General features: G+C 64.1%; 15 protein-coding genes and 1 riboswitch. Of the genes, 13 read left to right on the top strand and 2 right to left on the bottom strand.

The window, feature by feature from the left end; genetic code table 11:
* Positions 1 to 43: 43 nt before the first annotated feature.
* Entirely contained in the window at positions 44 to 805 is a 762-nt protein-coding gene (locus J1C48_RS07820) for an SDR family NAD(P)-dependent oxidoreductase (RefSeq protein WP_207257269.1), read from the bottom strand.
* A 400-nt stretch (positions 806 to 1,205) separates the two neighbouring features.
* Here J1C48_RS07820 and J1C48_RS07815 point away from each other — a divergent pair, with 400 nt between their 5' ends.
* From J1C48_RS07815 to J1C48_RS07760, 12 genes are all read left to right on the top strand, one after another.
* Positions 1,206 to 2,363, top strand: a complete 1,158-nt coding sequence (locus J1C48_RS07815; RefSeq protein ID WP_207257268.1) for a transporter substrate-binding protein — start codon at positions 1,206 to 1,208, stop codon at positions 2,361 to 2,363.
* Complete coding sequence (locus tag J1C48_RS07810; protein WP_207257267.1) at positions 2,363 to 3,019, top strand: ANTAR domain-containing response regulator; 657 nt, start codon at positions 2,363 to 2,365, stop codon at positions 3,017 to 3,019. Before J1C48_RS07815 ends, J1C48_RS07810 begins: the two co-directional genes overlap by 1 nt.
* A gap of 21 nt (positions 3,020 to 3,040) precedes the next feature.
* Positions 3,041 to 4,282 (top strand): urea ABC transporter substrate-binding protein, encoded by a 1,242-nt coding sequence (locus J1C48_RS07805; protein WP_207257266.1) that lies wholly within the window; start codon positions 3,041 to 3,043, stop codon positions 4,280 to 4,282.
* A gap of 168 nt (positions 4,283 to 4,450) precedes the next feature.
* Positions 4,451 to 5,323, top strand: coding sequence for an ABC transporter permease subunit (locus tag J1C48_RS07800; RefSeq protein ID WP_207257265.1), 873 nt, complete (start codon positions 4,451 to 4,453; stop codon positions 5,321 to 5,323).
* A gap of 1 nt (position 5,324) precedes the next feature.
* Positions 5,325 to 6,401 carry an ABC transporter permease subunit gene (locus J1C48_RS07795; RefSeq protein ID WP_207257264.1) on the top strand — a complete coding sequence of 359 codons (1,077 nt, stop codon included), beginning with the start codon at positions 5,325 to 5,327 and terminating at the stop codon, positions 6,399 to 6,401.
* Positions 6,401 to 7,117 carry an ABC transporter ATP-binding protein gene (locus tag J1C48_RS07790; RefSeq protein ID WP_207257263.1) on the top strand — a complete coding sequence of 239 codons (717 nt, stop codon included), beginning with the start codon at positions 6,401 to 6,403 and terminating at the stop codon, positions 7,115 to 7,117. The genes J1C48_RS07795 and J1C48_RS07790 overlap by 1 nt, the downstream gene beginning before the upstream one ends.
* A complete protein-coding gene (locus tag J1C48_RS07785) occupies positions 7,110 to 7,832 on the top strand; it encodes an ABC transporter ATP-binding protein (RefSeq protein WP_207257262.1) in 723 nt (240 codons plus the stop codon). Before J1C48_RS07790 ends, J1C48_RS07785 begins: the two co-directional genes overlap by 8 nt.
* 43 nt (positions 7,833 to 7,875) lie before the next feature.
* Entirely contained in the window at positions 7,876 to 8,874 is a 999-nt protein-coding gene (locus J1C48_RS07780) for an acetamidase/formamidase family protein (protein WP_207257261.1), read from the top strand.
* Between the two features lie 80 nt (positions 8,875 to 8,954).
* Positions 8,955 to 10,679: a nitrilase-related carbon-nitrogen hydrolase gene (locus J1C48_RS07775; protein WP_207257260.1), complete on the top strand. Its 1,725-nt coding sequence runs from the start codon at positions 8,955 to 8,957 to the stop codon at positions 10,677 to 10,679.
* Between the two features lie 35 nt (positions 10,680 to 10,714).
* A riboswitch (cobalamin riboswitch) is annotated at positions 10,715 to 10,983 on the top strand.
* 225 nt (positions 10,984 to 11,208) lie between these two features.
* Complete coding sequence (locus J1C48_RS07770; RefSeq protein WP_207257259.1) at positions 11,209 to 12,243, top strand: ABC transporter substrate-binding protein; 1,035 nt, start codon at positions 11,209 to 11,211, stop codon at positions 12,241 to 12,243.
* Positions 12,240 to 13,295, top strand: a complete 1,056-nt coding sequence (locus J1C48_RS07765) for a FecCD family ABC transporter permease (protein ID WP_207257258.1) — start codon at positions 12,240 to 12,242, stop codon at positions 13,293 to 13,295. The genes J1C48_RS07770 and J1C48_RS07765 overlap by 4 nt, the downstream gene beginning before the upstream one ends.
* Positions 13,292 to 14,074 (top strand): ABC transporter ATP-binding protein, encoded by a 783-nt coding sequence (locus tag J1C48_RS07760; protein WP_207257257.1) that lies wholly within the window; start codon positions 13,292 to 13,294, stop codon positions 14,072 to 14,074. Before J1C48_RS07765 ends, J1C48_RS07760 begins: the two co-directional genes overlap by 4 nt.
* A gap of 141 nt (positions 14,075 to 14,215) precedes the next feature.
* Here J1C48_RS07760 and J1C48_RS07755 read toward each other — a convergent pair whose 3' ends face one another.
* On the bottom strand, positions 14,216 to 15,343 hold the full coding sequence (locus J1C48_RS07755; RefSeq protein WP_231081724.1) for an ROK family transcriptional regulator: 1,128 nt from the start codon (positions 15,341 to 15,343) through the stop codon (positions 14,216 to 14,218).
* A 255-nt stretch (positions 15,344 to 15,598) separates the two neighbouring features.
* Here J1C48_RS07755 and J1C48_RS07750 point away from each other — a divergent pair, with 255 nt between their 5' ends.
* Positions 15,599 to 16,921, top strand: coding sequence for an extracellular solute-binding protein (locus J1C48_RS07750; protein WP_231081723.1), 1,323 nt, complete (start codon positions 15,599 to 15,601; stop codon positions 16,919 to 16,921).
* The last annotated feature ends 19 nt before the right edge of the window (positions 16,922 to 16,940 follow it).

The raw sequence follows: 16,940 nt of genomic DNA, 5'->3' as shown, positions 1-16,940 counted from the left end.
GTCCTGCCGGTCACGGCCACAGATTGCAGTGACGGATCGCTCATCAGAGCTGCACCCCGCGGGTCAAGGCGCCGTCAACGACCAGGTTGGTGCCGGTGACGAAGCTCGCCGCAGGGCTTGCGAGAAAGAGAACGCCATTGGCGATTTCCTCCGGCGTCGCCATCCGCCCTGTCGGATTCAGCGCCAGGGCATCGGCATAGAGCGTCGGATTGCCGGTCTCGATCTGGTGCCAGAAGCCGCCTTCGAAATAGGTATTGCCGGGTGAAACGGTGTTGGCGCGGATCGTCTTCGGCGCCAGCCGGAAGGCCAATCCTTGCGTGTAATGGATGATCGCGGCTTTGAAGGCGCCATAGGGCCCGGCGGCGAAATCGATCTCCCGACCCGACACGCTGGCGATGGTGACGATCGCGGCCGCATCGCTCGCCTCCAAATAGGGCATCGCCGCCTCGACCAGCCGCACCGTGCCCATCATGTCGGTGTCGAAGCCGGCCTGCCAGCTCGCCTCGTCGCCGCCGATCGCCAGGGCGCTGACATTGGCGACCACGATGTCGATCCCGCCGAGCGCCGAGGCGGCCCGGCCGACGAATTTCGGCAGACCGGCCTTGTCGGCAACGTCAACGGCTTCGCCGTGAACGCTCGCGCCGCCATGGCGCAGCTCCTTCAAGGCGACATCGACGCCATCCTGGCTGCGGGCGCAAAACGCCACCGCCACTCCTTCGCCGACCAGGCCCTGCACAATGGCGCGCCCGATGCCTTTGGTCCCGCCGGTCACGACGGCCCTCAATCCTTGCAACTTCAGATCCATGGATCGATCTTTCGCGGTTCGATTGCATTGCGCCGCAGGCGGCCCCTCGCCACCCGTTTCGATCACACGCCGAGCCGACAAGCCGACGCGCGAAAACGCCCCCAATCCCTGATCTCTTGGACAGATCCTCCGGACATCGTCCCCGCCCGCCGGCGTTCAACTGTTCGGGCCAATGCCCTAGCGGGACAGATTTTTCGGCGTCTGGCAAGCCGATCGAGGAAAGTTTGAAAACGCAAACACCAGCGCTTGACAAGCCTTCGGAAACGCGCCAGCTTAAATCCTGTGCGCAGAGCAACGTTGCTCAATAATGCGCCGGACAATGACACCTTCATGGAATATCGGCAGTGTCGCCCGGACAGCACTTTCGTGCTGACGGGTTTTTTTGTGTTGAGGCCTTGATGTGACAACGACGCGCTATCCAATCGGCATCTTGTTCTCGACCAGCGGCAGCTATGGCGCCGTCGGCAGGACGATGCTGCAGGGGGCGCTGATGGCCTGCCGCGAGACCAATGAAGACCCGGCTGGCGCGATCCAGCTCGTGCCGGAAATCATCGATCCGGGCAGCCAACTCACCGCCTATGCGCCCGCCGCCGAGGCGATGCTCGAGCGTGGCATCCGCCAGGTTGTCGGTTGCTACACCTCGTCGAGCCGCAAAGAGGTCATCCCGCTGTTCGAAAAGCGCGACGCGCTGCTCTGGTATCCGGCCCACTACGAGGGCTTCGAAAGCTCGGAAAACGTCGTTTATACCGGCACCGCGCCCAACCATCACATGTCGCCCCTGGTCGATCATCTCGTCGAGAACCACGGCAAGAAGGCCTGCTGCGTTGGCTCGAACTACATCTGGGGCTGGGAGAGCAGCCGCGTGCTGCGCGAGGATCTCACCGAGCGCGGCGGCCGGGTGCTCTTCGAGCGCTACGTCGCCGTCGGCGAGACCGATTTCGAGACGATCATCGCGTCGATCATCAAGGCGAAGCCGGATTTTGTCTTCAACGCCCTGATCGGTCAATCGGCCTATGACTTCTTCCGCCAGTTCCGCGCCGCCTGCGCGGCCCGCGGCATCGACCAGAAGACGCGCTTTCCGATCGCCAGCTGCAACCTCTCCGAACCGGAACTCCTAGAAATCGGGCCGGAAGCGGTCGACGGCCATCTCAGCTCTTCGGTCTATTTCACCTCGATCGACAGCCCCGCGAACCAGCGCTTCGTGGCAACCTACAACGCCATGTTCCCGGATGGCCCGCCGGCATCGGTGGAAGCCGAGGCGGCCTATATTGCCCTCCGCTTCCTCGCCGCCGCGCTCGCCAAGGCCGGCAGCGACGATGCGAGCCACGTCCGGTCGGCCGCGCGGGGCGAAAGCTTCCAAGCCCCCCAGGGCCGAGTCACGCTCGACCCCGAAACCATGCACACCTATCTGACGCCACGGATCGGCCGCTCGCGCTCCGACTGCCAGTTCGACATCCTGGTCGAAGCCGCACGACCGGTGCAACCCGATCCCTATCTCGTCAGAACGACACCGCCTCTCGAAATCGTTTCCACCCGTCCGAAGCTGAGGGTGATCTGATGGCCGTGCACCGCTACATCCAGAATTTCAGCCACCGAAACGCAATCCTCATCAGCGACGATACAAGGCTCGGAGCGACGCTTTCGCCGGTGCTGGGGCGGCTTGGCCTGATCGTCAACGAAAACAGCATGGCCGAAGCGCCGCTGGAATGGTCGGCGGAGGATCTCGACGCCAGCCGCGACGTCGTGCTCATCGACGGCGATCTGTTGCGCATGCCCTTCATCCCGCGGCTGAAGAGCGATGGACTAACCCCGCTGGTGCCGGTGATCGGCCTCGTCGGCATGCAGGCGCCGAGCCGGCTGAAGACCCTGATGCAACTCGGCGCGACCGCCTTTATACCGAAGCCGATCCATTCCGGCGCGGTCTATTCGGCGCTCTATCTCGCCATCAACGAGCATGCCCGCAAGGCCGCTCAGGCCGAGGTGATCAAGGCGCAGGAACAACGCCGGCACCAGCGCCGCTTCGTCATCAAGGCGGTGCTTGAGGTCATGCGCGAACGCGGCTGCGACGATGAAGCCGCCTTCGCGCATCTGCGCAACCAGAGCATGCACGCCCGCGTCAGCATTGAAACCTACTGCCAATTCGTCGTCCAACGGAGTGCGGCGAGACCCGAATGCGGATCCGAGCCGCCCCAACAGCTCCGATCCGCCGACTAATTCCCCGACACGGAGACAACGATGGACAAGCACGCAGCAAGCGCCCTCGCGGCGCTGGGGACCCTTTTTGCCTTGTCGACGGCGACCCTGGCCGAGGACAAGACCCCGATCAAAATCGGCGTCCTCGAAGATCAGTCCGGTGATTTCGCCCTCGCCACCATCGGCAAGGTGCATGGCATCCAGCTGGCAACGAAGGAAATCAACGCCAAGGGGGGCATCGACGGCCGCCCGATCAAGCTGGTGATCTACGATACCCAGTCCGACAACCGCCGCTATCAGGAATTCATGCGCCGGGTCCTGCAGCGCGACAAGGTCGACGTCGTCTTCGCCGGCTTTTCCTCGGCCTCGCGCGAGGCCTATCGGCCGATCGTCGACCAGTTTAAGGGCCTCGCCTTCTACAACAACCAATACGAAGGCGGCGTCTGCGACGCCAATATGATCGTCACCGGCGCGGTGCCCGAACAGCAGTTTTCGACGCTGCTTCCCTATATGATGAAAAAGTTCGGCAAGAAGGTCTACACGATCGCCGCCGACTACAATTTCGGTCAGATCTCGGCCGAATGGGTCCGCGACATCGTCAAGGAAAATGGCGGCCAGATGGTCGGCGAGGAGTTCATCCCGCTCGGCGTCTCGCAGTTCTCGCAGACCATCCAGAACATCCAGAAGGCCAAACCGGACTTCGTCGTCACCCTGCTCGTCGGCACCGCCCAGTCGTCCTATTACGAACAGGCGCTCTCGGCCAATCTGAAGCTACCGATGGCCTCGTCGGTCAATGTCGGCCAGGGCTACGAGCACAAGCGCTTCAAGGCGCCCTCGCTGGCCAACATGTATGTCACCACGAACTGGATCGAGGAAGTCGACAATCCGAAAAGCAAGGACTTGGTGAAGCGCTGGCACGCGATGTTCCCGGACGAGCCCTATATCAACCAGGAGGCCGAGAACTCTTATGACGCCGTCTATCTCTACAAGGAGATGGTCGAGCGCGCCGGCAGCACCAACCACGACGCGATCCGCAAGGTCATCGCCAAGGGCGACGTCTGCCTCGATGCGCCGGAGGGCAAGGTCTGTATCGACCCGAAGAGCCAGCACATGTCACACACGATCTATCTGGCGAAGGTCAACGAGGATCACTCGATCTCCTTCCCGAAGATCTGGCAGGACGTGAAGCCCTACTGGCTCGGCCAGGTCGGCTGCGATCTGACCAAGAGCAATCCGGAAGCCCAGTATACGCCGTCTCAGAACCCCAAGAAGGACGGCAAGTAATCGAAGGCCGGGTCGCCCGCCAGAGATCACGGCCACGCCAGCTTGCCGCCCCGTATGGCGGCGGCAGGCCTGAGCCACAGCTCCGGCGCCGCCCGGGCCCTCCCCGCTTCTTTGGGCAAGAGCCTGCGTCTTGCCCGGCACCTCGGCCAAACGCCACGGGATGCGTCCATGGATTTTCTGTCCGGCCTCTTTGCCTTTCTCTACCAGACCGGAGACGCCTTCGCCTTTCTGGTCCTTTCCGCCTGTGGCCTTGCGGTGATCTTCGGCATGATGGGGGTGATCAACCTTGCCCATGGCGAATTCATCCTGTGCGGCGCCTATGTCTCGACGACCGCTGCCCATCTCGGCTTGCCGCTGCCTTTTTCCATTCTCCTCGGCGGGCTCGTCGCCGGCCTTGTCGGCATGCTGCTCGAGCGCGTCGTCATCCGCCGGCTCTATGCCCGGCCACTCGATACGATCGTCGTCACCTGGGGCATCTCGATGATCGCGACCCAGGGCACGCTGATCCTGCTCGGACCGTCGATGCAGAGCACCGGCACGCCCTTCGGCAGCTTCATGGTCGGCGGCTACGGCTATTCGATCTACCGGCTCGTGCTGATGGCCGCCGCCGTCGCCACCCTCGCCTTGCTCTGGGTGATCTTCACCCGCACCCGCTTCGGTGTTCTGGCCCGCGCCACCATCCAGGTGCCGCACATCGCCGAGGCGCTCGGCGTCGACACCTCCCTCATCTACATGCTCACCTTCGGCCTCGGCGCGGCGCTCGCGGGCCTTGCCGGCGGTCTCTACGCCCCGACGATGACGCTGGTGCCGACGATGGGCGCGACCTTCGTCATCGAGGCCTTCGTCACCGTCGTCGTCGGCGGCGCGGACATCTTCCTCGGCACCGCGCCGGCCGCCGCGATCCTCGCCGTGGTCAAGGCGGGACTGACCTCCTGGCAAGGTCAGCTCGCCGGCCAGATCGGCCTGCTCGTCGCCGTCGTTCTCGTCATCCGCGTGCTGCCACGCGGCCTCACAGGCTTCATCTTGCGGGAAAGGGCCTGACGTGTCTTCACCCAACGCCTTCACGTCTGCCTTCCGTCTTCTCGAAGGCCCACAGACCCTCGGCAAGGGGATCGGCTTCTGGTCCGGCTTCGTCGTCGTTCTGGCGCTCGCCTGCATTTATCCGCTGTTTGCGGACGGCTATGACGTCGGCAACAACGTCTACTTCTTCAACTGGGCCTTCATGGCGCTCGGGCTCAGCCTGATCTGGGGCTATGGCGGTGCCCTCTCCTTCGGTCAGACGGCGTTCTTCGGTGTCGCCGGCTACGCCTATGGCGTCCTCACCATCAATCTCGGCGACGCCTACGGCCTGACGCTGGTCTCGCTTCTTGCCGCCGTCGGTCTCTCGGCGCTGTTTGCCGCGGTTCTCGGCTATTTCCTGTTCTTCGGCCGGATCAGCGGCGTGTTCCTCGGCATCGTCACCTTGTCGGTGACGTTGGTGCTCGAACGCTTCATGTCGCAGACCGCCGGCCCGCAATGGGTGATCGGCTCAGCCCGCCTCAACGGCTTCAACGGCATGGGCAACATGCCGTCGCTGACCATTCCCTGGCCGGGCGGCGACGTGGTGCTCTTTCCCGACGTGCCGCTCTATTACGTCACGCTCGCCCTGCTGGTGATCGCCTATCTCGCCCTGCGCATGCTGGTGAATTCGCGCTTCGGCAACGTTCTGGTGGCGATTCGGGAAAATCCGCAGCGGGCCGAAATGCTCGGCTACGACGTGCGCAAGTATCAGCTGATCGGCTTTGTCATCGGTTCGGCCCTCGCCGGTCTCTCGGGCGTCCTCTACACCGCCTGGGGCAACTACATCACCCCGTCCTCGATGGGCATGTCGGCCGCAGCGCTGCCGGTGGTCTGGGTCGCCGTCGGCGGCCGCAGCGATCTGACGACGACGCTGGTCGGCACCCTGCTGGTCCTTGCCGGCTTCCAGGCCCTGACGATCTACGGCAGCCAATACGCCCTGGTCGTCATGGGCTTGCTCCTGGTCGTCACCATTCTCGCCGCACCGAGCGGCATCATCATCACCGTCGGCTCATTTGTCTCCAAGGGCTTGCGGCGTCGGCTGGCTCGGGAGACGGCGTGATGGCGATCCTTCAAACCCAAAAGCTCGACAAATGGTTTGGCGGCCTGCACGTCACCGACAATGTCGACTTCACCGTCGAAACCGGCGAAGTGCATTGCCTGATCGGCCCGAACGGTGCCGGCAAGAGCACCTTCTTCCGGCTCGTGCTTGGCGAACACACGTCGTCTGCCGGCGCCATCCTCTATGACGGCGCCGACATCACCAAGGAAAAGCCGTTCGAGCGGATCCGCCGGGGCATTTCGGTCAAGTTCCAGGTGCCCGGCATCTTCCAGGCCTTGCGGGTCCGGCAGAATCTGCAGATCGCGCTGCAGCATCATCTCGTCGGTGCCTCGCTCGACGAAGAGATCGATCGGCTCTTGGAGTTTTTGAAGCTCAAAGACGCGGAAAAGCAGCTCGCCGGCGCGCTCAGCCACGGTCAGAAGCAATGGCTCGAAATCGGCATGGCGATCGCGCTGAAGCCGAAGCTGTTGCTGCTCGACGAGCCGACCGCCGGCATGACGCCGGACGAGACCTTCGCCACCGGCGAGATGGTCCAGGCGCTGAATGCCGAGGGCGTCAGCGTGCTCGCCGTCGAGCACGACATGGCCTTCGTGCGCCAGATCGCCCACAAGGTCACCGTGCTGCATTTTGGCAAGGTCTTCGCGCAGGGCTCGATCGACGAGATCGTCGCCGACGAGCGCGTCGCCGCGATTTATCTCGGAGAGGTCCATGCGTAGGGAGGTCCTTCTCGAAACCATGGGCCTGCGGTCCGGCTATGGCGGCAAACCGGTGCTGCAAGGCGTCGATATCAGCGTGCGCGAGGGCGAGATCGTCGCGGTGATCGGCCGCAACGGGGTCGGCAAGTCGACGCTGATGAAGAGCCTGATCGGCCTGATACCGCCGCAAAAGGGCGCGATCCTGTTCGCAGGCGCCGAGGTTCACGGCCTCTCCGCCCACAAGCGGGCGCGGCTCGGCATCGGTTACGTCCCGCAGGGGCGCGACGTCTTTCCCCGCATGAGCGTGATCGAAAATCTCCTCGTCGGCCAGTCGATCGACCAGTCCGGCGAGCGCGAGGCGAAGGTCCGGCTGGAGCAGATCTACAGCTTCTTCCCGATCCTCAAGGAACGGCGCCATCAGCGCGCCGGTACGCTGTCCGGCGGCCAGCAGCAGCAGCTCGCCATCGGCCGGGTGCTGATGGGCGATCCCGATCTGATCCTGCTCGACGAGCCGTCGGAAGGCATCCAGCCTAACATCGTCCAGGACATTGCCCGCATTATTGTCGAGCTCAACGCCAAGACCGGCATCACCGTGGTCTTCGTCGAGCAGAATCTGGACATGATCCGAGCAATGGCGGAGCGTTGCTACGTCATGGACAAGGGGACCGTCACAGCCGAAATCGACAAGGCCGCTTTGGACGATCGCGATACTGTCCGCCGCTATCTCGCGGTCTGACGGCCAGCCCCCCTTGGAACGACAATCGAAAGAGGACACGACAATGAGCTGGTTCGACCAATCCATCATGGCCCGCAAGGCCGTCGCCAAGGGCCAGGCCCTGACGAGCCATTCCATCACCGAAGCGAGCCAGGGCCGCTATCACTACGTCTACGGCGCCTATGCCGATCCGATCCTCACCGTCGATCCCGGCGCGGTGGTCTCGGCCGAGACCCACGATGCTTTCGAGGGCAAGATCCAGAAGGAAACCGACAAGCCGAGCGAGATCCTCAACTTCCCTTATCTCAACCCGCAGAACGGTCCGATCTACGTCAATGGTGCGGAAAAGGGCGACTGCCTCGCCGTCTACATCGAGAGCATCGTGCCGAGGGGTCCGCAGCCACGCGGCACCACGGTGATCATGCCGGAATTCGGCGGCCTGGTGCCGACCGCGGATACGGCGATGCTGAACCCGGCGCTGCCGGAGCGGGTCAAAAAGCTCGAGGTCGACGAGGCCACCGGCGTCAAGTGGAACGACACGATCTCGCTGCCCTACGAGCCGTTCATCGGCACCATCGGCACGGCGCCGGAGATCGAAGCGATCTCCTCGCTCGTCCCGGACTATTACGGCGGCAACATGGATCTGCCGGACGTCGCGCCGGGCGCGGTGATCTATCTGCCGGTCAACACCGACGGCGCCTATCTCTATGTCGGCGACTGCCACGCGGCCCAAGGTGACGGCGAACTCTGCGGCGTCGCCATCGAGCATCCGACGGTCACCACCTTGCGCATCGATCTCATCAAGGGCTGGACGATCAAGACGCCGCGGCTGGAGAACGAGTCCTTCTACATGACCATCGGCTCGTCCCGGCCGATGGAGGACGCCGCCCGCGGCGCCTATCGCGAGCTGATCCGTTGGATGGCGGCCGATTTCGGCTTCGACGAGATTGACGCCTACATGCTGCTCACCCAATGCGGCCGCGTCCGCCTCGGCAACATGGTCGATCCGAAATACACGGTCGGCGCCTCGGTGCTGAAGTCGATCGCCGGCCTCGCCGCCTGACCCAACCGTCTTCTGCCCCGGCCGGTGAGCACCGGGGCAGAGATGGCCATAAGACGCTCAATGATCCCGGAGATCCTGCGATGACCACGCCCTTCCAAGCCGCCGCCGTGCAGTTTGAGCCCACGATGGGCGACAAGGCCGGCAACATCGAAGCGCTCGCCCGGCTGGTCGAGGCGGCCGCCGATGCCGGCGCCGAACTGATCGTGACACCGGAAATGGGCACCACCGGCTATTGCTGGTACGATCGGGCGGAAGTCGCATCGATGGTCGAGCCGGTGCCGGGCGAGACGACGGCGCGCTTCGCCGAGATCGCCAAGCGGCGCAACGTCTTCATCGTCATCGGCATGCCCGAGGTCGATCCGACCACCGACCTTTACTACAACGCGGCGGTGCTGATCGGCCCGGACGGCGTCGTCGGGACCCATCGCAAGACCCACCCTTACATTTCCGAGCCGAAATGGGCCGCCAGCGGCGATTGCGGCCACCAGGTGTTCGACACCCGGCTCGGCAAGATCGCCCTGTTGATCTGCATGGACATCCATTTCATCGAAACCGCCCGGCTGACGGCCGTGGGTGGAGCCGATGTCATCTGTCACATTTCCAACTGGCTCGCCGAGCGCACGCCGGCGCCCTACTGGATCAACCGAGCCTATGAGAATGGCTGCTATCTGATCGAAAGCAATCGCTGGGGGCTCGAGCGTGGCGTCCAGTTCTCCGGCGGGAGCTGCATCATCGGCCCCGAGGCCGAGATCATGGCGGTGATCGACGGCGGCGATGGGGTGATTACCGCGACGATTGACCCCGATCGGGCCCGCCAAGGCCGGATGCGTGGCGAGCCGGTGATCGCCCAGCGCCGGCCGGAACTCTACAAGGAGCTGATGACCAACACCTTCGCCTGGAACCCCAGCGACTTCTTCAAACTTTACGGCCACCGGCCGCTGCCCGCCGGGCGCGGCGCCAAAATCGCCGTCGGTCAGTTCGCCCCGGAAGGCGACAGCGCCACCAATCTGCGCCAGATCGAAACGCTGGCCGAGACAGCATCCGGCGACGACGCCGAACTCCTGGTGCTGCCCGAACGGGCCTTGACCGGCTTGGCCGATCCAGCCGCAAGCGCCATCGCGCTTGATCATCCGGCCGTTGCCAGCCTTATCGAGATTGCCACGAAGACCGGCCTGTTCATCGTCGTGGGCCTTGCCGAAGCGGAGGGTGAGACGCGCTACAACAGCGCCGTTCTGGTCGGCCCAGACGGCCTTGTCGGCCATTATCGCCAGACCCATCTCAGCGAACGCGATCGCGGCTGGGCGAGCGCCGGCGATGACTGGGCGGTGTTCGATCTGCCCTTCGGCCGGCTCGGGCTGCTCATCGGCCATGACGCCGATTTCCCCGAGGCCGGGCGGGTTCTCGCTCTTCGCGGCTGCGACGTCATCGCCTGCCCGGCCGCGGTGAAGGGCAGCTTTCATCTTGCCCATGACGGTACCACGATCGCCCAGCCGACGCCGATTCCAACCGGTGCCGATCCGCTGCACTGGCATCAGTTCCGGGTGCGCGGCGGCGAGAACAACTGCTACTTCGCCTTCGCCAATGTGTTCGCACCGATGGACGGCTATCCTGGCCTGTCCGGTGTCTTCGGCCCCGACACCTTCCTGTTCCCCCGCACAGAGGCTCTGGTCGCCGACAATGCCAGCCTCGCTGTCGCCGAAATCGAGACCGGCAGCCTCGGCGGCGCCTATCCGACCCATGTCGTGCGCCGCAAGGATCTCGTTCTGATGCGGCTGCCGCATCACTATGCGCCGCTGGTGGTGTAAGCCGCGCCAAACCGCTTGACCCTGTCCGGAAGATCGCTTAGGCAGCTAACGACGGTTCCCCGGTCATCGACACGACGGGGATTAAAAGGGAACACGGTGAGGACGACCCAAATCGGGGCCGAAACCGTGGCTGCCCCCGCAACTGTAAGCGGATGCCGATCATCCCCGCGACGCTCCCGATAGCGGCGCGGTGGGCTTCGAGACGATCGAAGCCGCGCCACTGTGGTGACCATCGCCACGGGAAGGCTGATGAGAGGTGCCTTCGTCCGCGAGCCAGGAGACCTGCCGTCTGACCTTCAATCCACTCTCGAGCGGGGATGCTCGGAAAGGATCTGCCGTGACGGCGCTCACTTAGCGCATTTGCCCTCCCTCCTCGTCTCGACGCTCAGTCTGGCTCGTGCCGGATCCTGGTGTCGTGCGCCATCTCTCCTGACGGCTCCTCGCTGTTTTTTTTCCGTTCGTCCGCAACGGGGCTGATCGCTCCGACCGATGACGGCTGTCTCCATGATCCCTGAGAGGATATCATTTCATGTCGCGTAAACGCTCGCTCGCAGGCCTTGTCGCCTCCGCCCTCATTGCCCTGCCACTGGCCTTGTCCGCTGGAATGGCAAAAGCCGACGCCACGAAATATCCGCTGACGCTGAAAAATTGCGGCGTCACCCTGACCTTCAAACAAGCCCCCTCGCACATCGTCTCGATCGGCCAGAGTTCGACGGAAATCCTCTATTCCCTCGGCCTTGCCGAAAAGGTCGCCGGCACTGCGCTCTGGGTCGGGCCGGTGCTGCCGCAGTTCGCGGCCGCAAATGCCAAGGTCAAGCGCTTGGCCGATAACGATCCGAGCTTCGAAAGCGTGGTCGGGCAGCACCCCGATCTGGTGACCAACCAGTTCCAGTGGCAAGTGGGACCCAACGGCGTCGTTGGAACGCGCAAGCAGTTCGCCGATCTCGGCATTCCCGTCTACACCTCGCCGTCGGACTGCGTCGGCAAGAACAATGCAGCGGGCGGCGACGGCACCCGCAGCGAGCCCTTCACCACGGCGCTGATCGATCGCGAGATCGCCGATCTCGCCGAGATCTTCAATGTCCAGGATCGCGGCCAGGCCCTTATCGCCAAACTGAAGGCCCGCGAAGCGGCTGCCAAGGCGATGATCGCCGGCGTGAAAAAGCCGGTGTCCGCGGTCTTCTGGTTCTCCAGCCCCGCCGGTGCCGGCGATCCGTATGTCGCAGGCCAGCTCGGAGCACCGGGCTACATCATGTCGACCCTCGGCGTGAAGAATGTCATCACGACCAATGACGAGTGGCCGACGGTCGGCTGGGAGACCATCGCCCGCGCCAACCCGACCTTTATCGTCCTTGCCAAGATGAGCCGCCGGCGCTTTCCGGCCGACGACGTTGCGGTCAAGGAGCGGTTCCTGCACGACGACCCGGTCGCCAGCCAGATGAGCGCTGTAAAGCAGGGGCACATCATCGAAATTGACGCCCAGGCGATGAACCCGACGATCCGAACCATCGACGGCATCGAAATCTTGGCCAAAGCGCTCAAAGACGCAGGATACGCCAAATGAACCTTGCCCGCAGCCGGGCGATGGCGGGTGCCCGCCTGCTCGGCGTCGTGGCATTATCGGTGGCGCTGCTTGGCGCCACCGTCATCTTCGGGGCAACGATCGGCGAAACGCAGATCCCGTTTCACACCGTCGCGGCGACCATCACCAATCATCTCTTCGGCGCCGGATACCCCGTCGACACGATTGATGCCGGCATTGTCTGGAACTATCGTCTGGCACGGGCTGTAGTCGCGGCCGCCTGCGGCGCGGCCCTCGCCGTGTCGGGTGTCGTCCTGCAGTCGCTGCTGCGCAATGCCCTTGCCGACCCCTATCTCCTCGGCATCTCCGCCGGCGCCTCGTCCGGCGCGGTATCGGTGGCAATCCTCGGCCTTGGCGGCGGCCTCCTGACGCTTTCGGCGGGGGCACTTTGCGGGGCCCTGCTCGCCTTCTCGCTGGTCGCGCTGCTCGCGGTCCTTGCCGGACGTGGCCCGACGGCGATCATCCTGGCCGGCATCGCCGGATCCCAGCTCTTCAACGCCCTCACCTCCTTCGTCGTGACCAAGTCGGCATCGGCGGACGAAGCACGCGGCATCATGTTCTGGCTGCTCGGCAATCTGTCTGGCGTGCGTTGGCCGGACGCATGGATGGCGATGCCGATCGTCGGGCTCGGCCTCGCCGTCTGCTTGCTCCATGCCCGCTCGCTCGACGCGTTCGCCTTCGGCACCGATGCCGCGGCCGCTCTTGGCGTGCCGGTTCGCCGGGTGCAGGCCACACTGATCGCCATCACCGCGCTGATGACCGCGGTGATGGTGTCGATCGTCGGATCGATCGGCTTTGTCGGACTGGTCATTCCGCACGCCGCCAAGCTGATCGTCGGCGTCCGACATGTCGTCTTACTGCCAGCCGCGGCCCTCGTTGGCGCAGTGTTCCTGATCGGCGCCGACGTCGTCTCGCGCACCATCATCGCCGGTCAGGTGCTGCCGATCGGCGTGATTACCGCGCTGGTCGGCGCGCCGGCCTTCGCCCTCATCCTCGTCCACCGACCAAGCGGCGCCGGAGGAACGGCACGATGACGCTGACCGCCGCCAACCTCGTCCGGCGAGCGAATGGGCGCCCGTTGGTCGACGGCGTATCCCTCACCGCCGAGCCGGGCGAATGCCTCGCCATCGTCGGGCCGAACGGCTCCGGCAAGACGACGCTGATTTCAATGTTCGCCGGGCTGCGCCTGCCCCATGCCGGCCGCGTCACCCTGAACGGGACACCGCTGCACCGGCTCGATCGGCGCAGCGTCGCCCGCCAGATCGCCCTCGTCGAACAGCACGCCGAAACCGGCGAACGGCTGAGCGTTCGCGAGGTGGTGGACCTCGGCCGCATCCCGCATCTGGGGCCGCTCTCGCCCCGCGGCGCCCGCGATGAAGCGGTCGTCGACCGGGCGCTCGTCGCCGTCGGCATGGCCGACATGGCCGGTCGATCCTGGCATTCGCTCTCGGGCGGCGAACGCCAGCGCGCCCATATCGCCCGGGCGCTCGCCCAAGAGCCGCAAATTTTGATCCTCGACGAGCCGACCAACCATCTCGACATCGAGCATCAGCTCGCCATTCTGGCGTTGGTGACAGCCCTGGATGCGACGATCATCGTCGCGCTTCACGATCTCAACCATGCCGCGATGTTCGCCGACCGCGTGGCGGTGATGGAACGTGGCCGGCTGGTCGCGATCGGCCGCCCGGCCGACGTCCTCACCGCCGAGCGGATCAGCGCGGTGTTCAAGGTTCAAGCGACGATCGAGCCGACCGAAACCGGCCGAGGCTTCATCCGCTTTACCGCGCCGTCCCGGCCGGCGACCTGGGGCTGATCGAACCGTTTGGCCGAAGACAACCGCACGACGACATCGTCCCGGCAACCGGAACCGATTTTCAGGCTGATGAGTCGAATCAATAACATCGCGCGGCCTTTGCGCGCCTTGTCGGACGCACGGCGCGCAGGCCAAAGGGTCTCACGCAAAGAACGCCTCGCGAAGCGGCAGCATTGCCGCTCCCGCCGCTGCGGCATCGCCCGTCACCTGCGATAACAACAGCTCCGGCCGCTTCGGCCCGGCGCCGTAGCGATGACGCGCCCAGAAGCCGGCGCGCGCGATCAGCGTGCGGCCGAGTTCGGGCGGGATTTGCCCGCCAAAAACGATCGCCTGCGGATCGACGACGGCAGCCAGCGCATTGATCACCCGGTTCAAGCTCGGCAGCGTTTGCGCAATCCAGGCGTCGACGCCCGGCCATGCGGGGTCGAAACGCAGATGGAGGTCTTCCACCGAATCGACACTGACACCATTTTCTCGCACCGCGTCGAGAAGATAACGTAGCGCCGGGCGGCTCTCCGACTCGTCGGGGCTGAGAATGCTACTCATCTCGCCAGCATTGCCATTCGCGCCGAGAAGCGGACGTCCCTCGACCACCACGCCACCGCCAAAGCCGTAATTGAACGACAGATAGGCAAAGGTCGGGCAGCGCAGGCCGACCCCCCGCAACGCCTCGGCTATCGCAGCCGTGGTCGCGTTGTTCTGAAGCCGCACGGGGAGATCGAACGCGTCTTCCAACATCGGCTCGAGATCGACCAGCGACCAGTCGCGCAGCGGTTCGGGTGCATTCACCTGACGACGATCGGCGATAAAATAGCCGGCGACGGCCGCTCCCAGACCGACGATGCGATCGAAGGACACCCCATTTCGCGCCAGCAACCGGTCGGCGATGGCGCGCAGTTCCTTGAGGGTTTGTGTCCGGCTCATCGGACGCACCCGCAGCCGGACCTCCTCGCGGATCCGGCAACTCAGGTCGCAAAGAGAAATGGTCGCCGAGTCGGTATTGACGGAAATGCCGAGGGAAAATCGCGCATCGCTATCGAGCATGATCTGCGGGCTCGGCTGGCCGCGCATGCCGCGCACCGGATCGCCAGGCAACAGGAGATCGTCGCGAATCAATTCTTCGACAATGCGATGGACCGATTGCTGCGTGAGATTGGTATGGCCGGTGATCGCAGCCCGCGCAATGGCTTCGTTACGCCGCACGACCTCCAGGATCATGCGCTCATTGCGGCTGCGTGCCGTGCTTTTGAGAGGTGCGGGACCGCCCATTCCCATCCTGCTCCATCAACGAAGCGAGCCATTTTCCACAACTATCGCGTTATAATCAATTGGCATGCAGTTCAACATGCGGCGTTGTCGAGAAATAGCAAAAAATCTTCGAAATTCATCATGAAACCGTTGATATCAAGCCGATATCAGGTCTCCGCACGACGGCGAATTGCCGCGTCGTCACAAAAACTACACCTAGTCTGTATTAACGCGGCGATGGCCGAGCCGATCGGTCCCTGACTGGAGAACCTCCCGATGAGAACGATGTTTGCTGCCGCCGCCGCATTCGCCGGCACCTTGGCGCTCGGCGCACCCGCCCAAGCTGCCACCAACTTTGACTTCTGGTACGCCGCCGGCCAGCGCGCCGTCGAGGCGCAGTGCAATGACTTCAACGCCTCGCAAAGCCAATATCACGTCAACTGCGTCTACCAGGACAGCTATGAGAGCCTGTTCCAGAAGGCGATCGCAGCCTATCGTGCCAATCGCCAGCCAGCGCTGGTTCAGTTCTTCGACGGCGGCACCCTCGATCTTTTGTTGTCGAATGCCGTAATTCCGGTGACCAAGATCGCCGCCGATGCGGGCCAGAAGGTCGATTGGAACGACTATATCAGCGGCGCCAAATCCTATTACGCCACCCGGTCCGGCGAGCTTTACGGCCAGCCCTACAATTCCTCGACGCTGGTTTTCTATACCAACGACGACATGCTGAAGAAGGCCGGCATCACCAAAGCGCCTGAGACGTGGGAAGAAGTCGGCGAGGCGGCCAAAAAGCTGAAGGCCAGCGGCGTCGCCTGCGCGCTGACCAGTGACCTCCACCCGTGGCGGGTGATGGAGGAGTTCTCCGCCGCCGAGGGCATTCCGATCGCCAGCGAGCACAATGGCTATGACGGCCTCGACGCGAAATACGTCTTCAACAAGGGCCTCGAAGTCCAGTTGATCACCGACCTCGCCGACTGGCACAAGCAGGGTATGTTCACCCTCAGCCGCGAGACCAAGGCCGGCGACTACCGGAACGCATTCAACTCGCAAGAATGCGCGATGATCCTGAACTCGACCGGCGGCTACACCGACACGGCTCTCGCCCTCAAGGGCAAGGCAGCCTTCTCGGTTCACCTCCTGCCGATCTTCGCCGGCACCAAGCGCTATAACACCTTCGTCGGCGGCGCCGCGCTCTACGCGATGAAAGGCTTCGATGCCAAGACCTACAAGGCCGTCGCGGCCTTCCTGGCGTTCCTGCGTTCGCCCGAGCAGCAGATGCAGATGGTGATCAATACCGGCTATCTGCCGGTGACGAAATCCGGCGTGAAGCTCATGGAAAATGGCGGCCTCGCCAATTATCCGGAGCGCAAGAAGGCCGCGGAACTCGGCGTCGAGTCGCTGAACTTTCCGGGTAACGCCGACACCCGCGGCATCCGCCTCGGCTTCTTCGTTCAGTTCCGTGAAGTCTTCCGCGCAGAGATCACCAAGGTCTTCTCCGGCGAAAGCACCCCGCAGCAGGCCCTCGACGCGGCTGCGGCCCGTGGCGACGAAATGTTGAAGCGCTTCGCCGCCACCTATGCCGGCGCCAAGATGCCCTGAACCATCGCCGAGACCGGAT

It is taken from the genome of Jiella flava, assembly GCF_017349315.1.
GTDB lineage: Bacteria > Pseudomonadota > Alphaproteobacteria > Rhizobiales > Rhizobiaceae > Jiella > Jiella flava.
The sequence above is the reverse complement of the archived record's forward strand: the minus strand, read 5'-3'. Positions and strand labels throughout refer to the sequence as shown.

Coding starts and splice junctions, on each gene's coding strand:
- J1C48_RS07820 (WP_207257269.1), bottom strand. CDS start 805: ATGGATCTGAAGTTGCAAGGATTGAGGGCCGTCGTGACCGGCGGGACC.
- J1C48_RS07810 (WP_207257267.1), top strand. CDS start 2,363: ATGGCCGTGCACCGCTACATCCAGAATTTCAGCCACCGAAACGCAATC.
- J1C48_RS07805 (WP_207257266.1), top strand. CDS start 3,041: ATGGACAAGCACGCAGCAAGCGCCCTCGCGGCGCTGGGGACCCTTTTT.
- J1C48_RS07800 (WP_207257265.1), top strand. CDS start 4,451: ATGGATTTTCTGTCCGGCCTCTTTGCCTTTCTCTACCAGACCGGAGAC.
- J1C48_RS07790 (WP_207257263.1), top strand. CDS start 6,401: ATGGCGATCCTTCAAACCCAAAAGCTCGACAAATGGTTTGGCGGCCTG.
- J1C48_RS07785 (WP_207257262.1), top strand. CDS start 7,110: ATGCGTAGGGAGGTCCTTCTCGAAACCATGGGCCTGCGGTCCGGCTAT.
- J1C48_RS07780 (WP_207257261.1), top strand. CDS start 7,876: ATGAGCTGGTTCGACCAATCCATCATGGCCCGCAAGGCCGTCGCCAAG.
- J1C48_RS07775 (WP_207257260.1), top strand. CDS start 8,955: ATGACCACGCCCTTCCAAGCCGCCGCCGTGCAGTTTGAGCCCACGATG.
- J1C48_RS07770 (WP_207257259.1), top strand. CDS start 11,209: ATGTCGCGTAAACGCTCGCTCGCAGGCCTTGTCGCCTCCGCCCTCATT.
- J1C48_RS07765 (WP_207257258.1), top strand. CDS start 12,240: ATGAACCTTGCCCGCAGCCGGGCGATGGCGGGTGCCCGCCTGCTCGGC.
- J1C48_RS07760 (WP_207257257.1), top strand. CDS start 13,292: ATGACGCTGACCGCCGCCAACCTCGTCCGGCGAGCGAATGGGCGCCCG.
- J1C48_RS07755 (WP_231081724.1), bottom strand. CDS start 15,343: ATGGGCGGTCCCGCACCTCTCAAAAGCACGGCACGCAGCCGCAATGAG.
- J1C48_RS07750 (WP_231081723.1), top strand. CDS start 15,599: ATGAGAACGATGTTTGCTGCCGCCGCCGCATTCGCCGGCACCTTGGCG.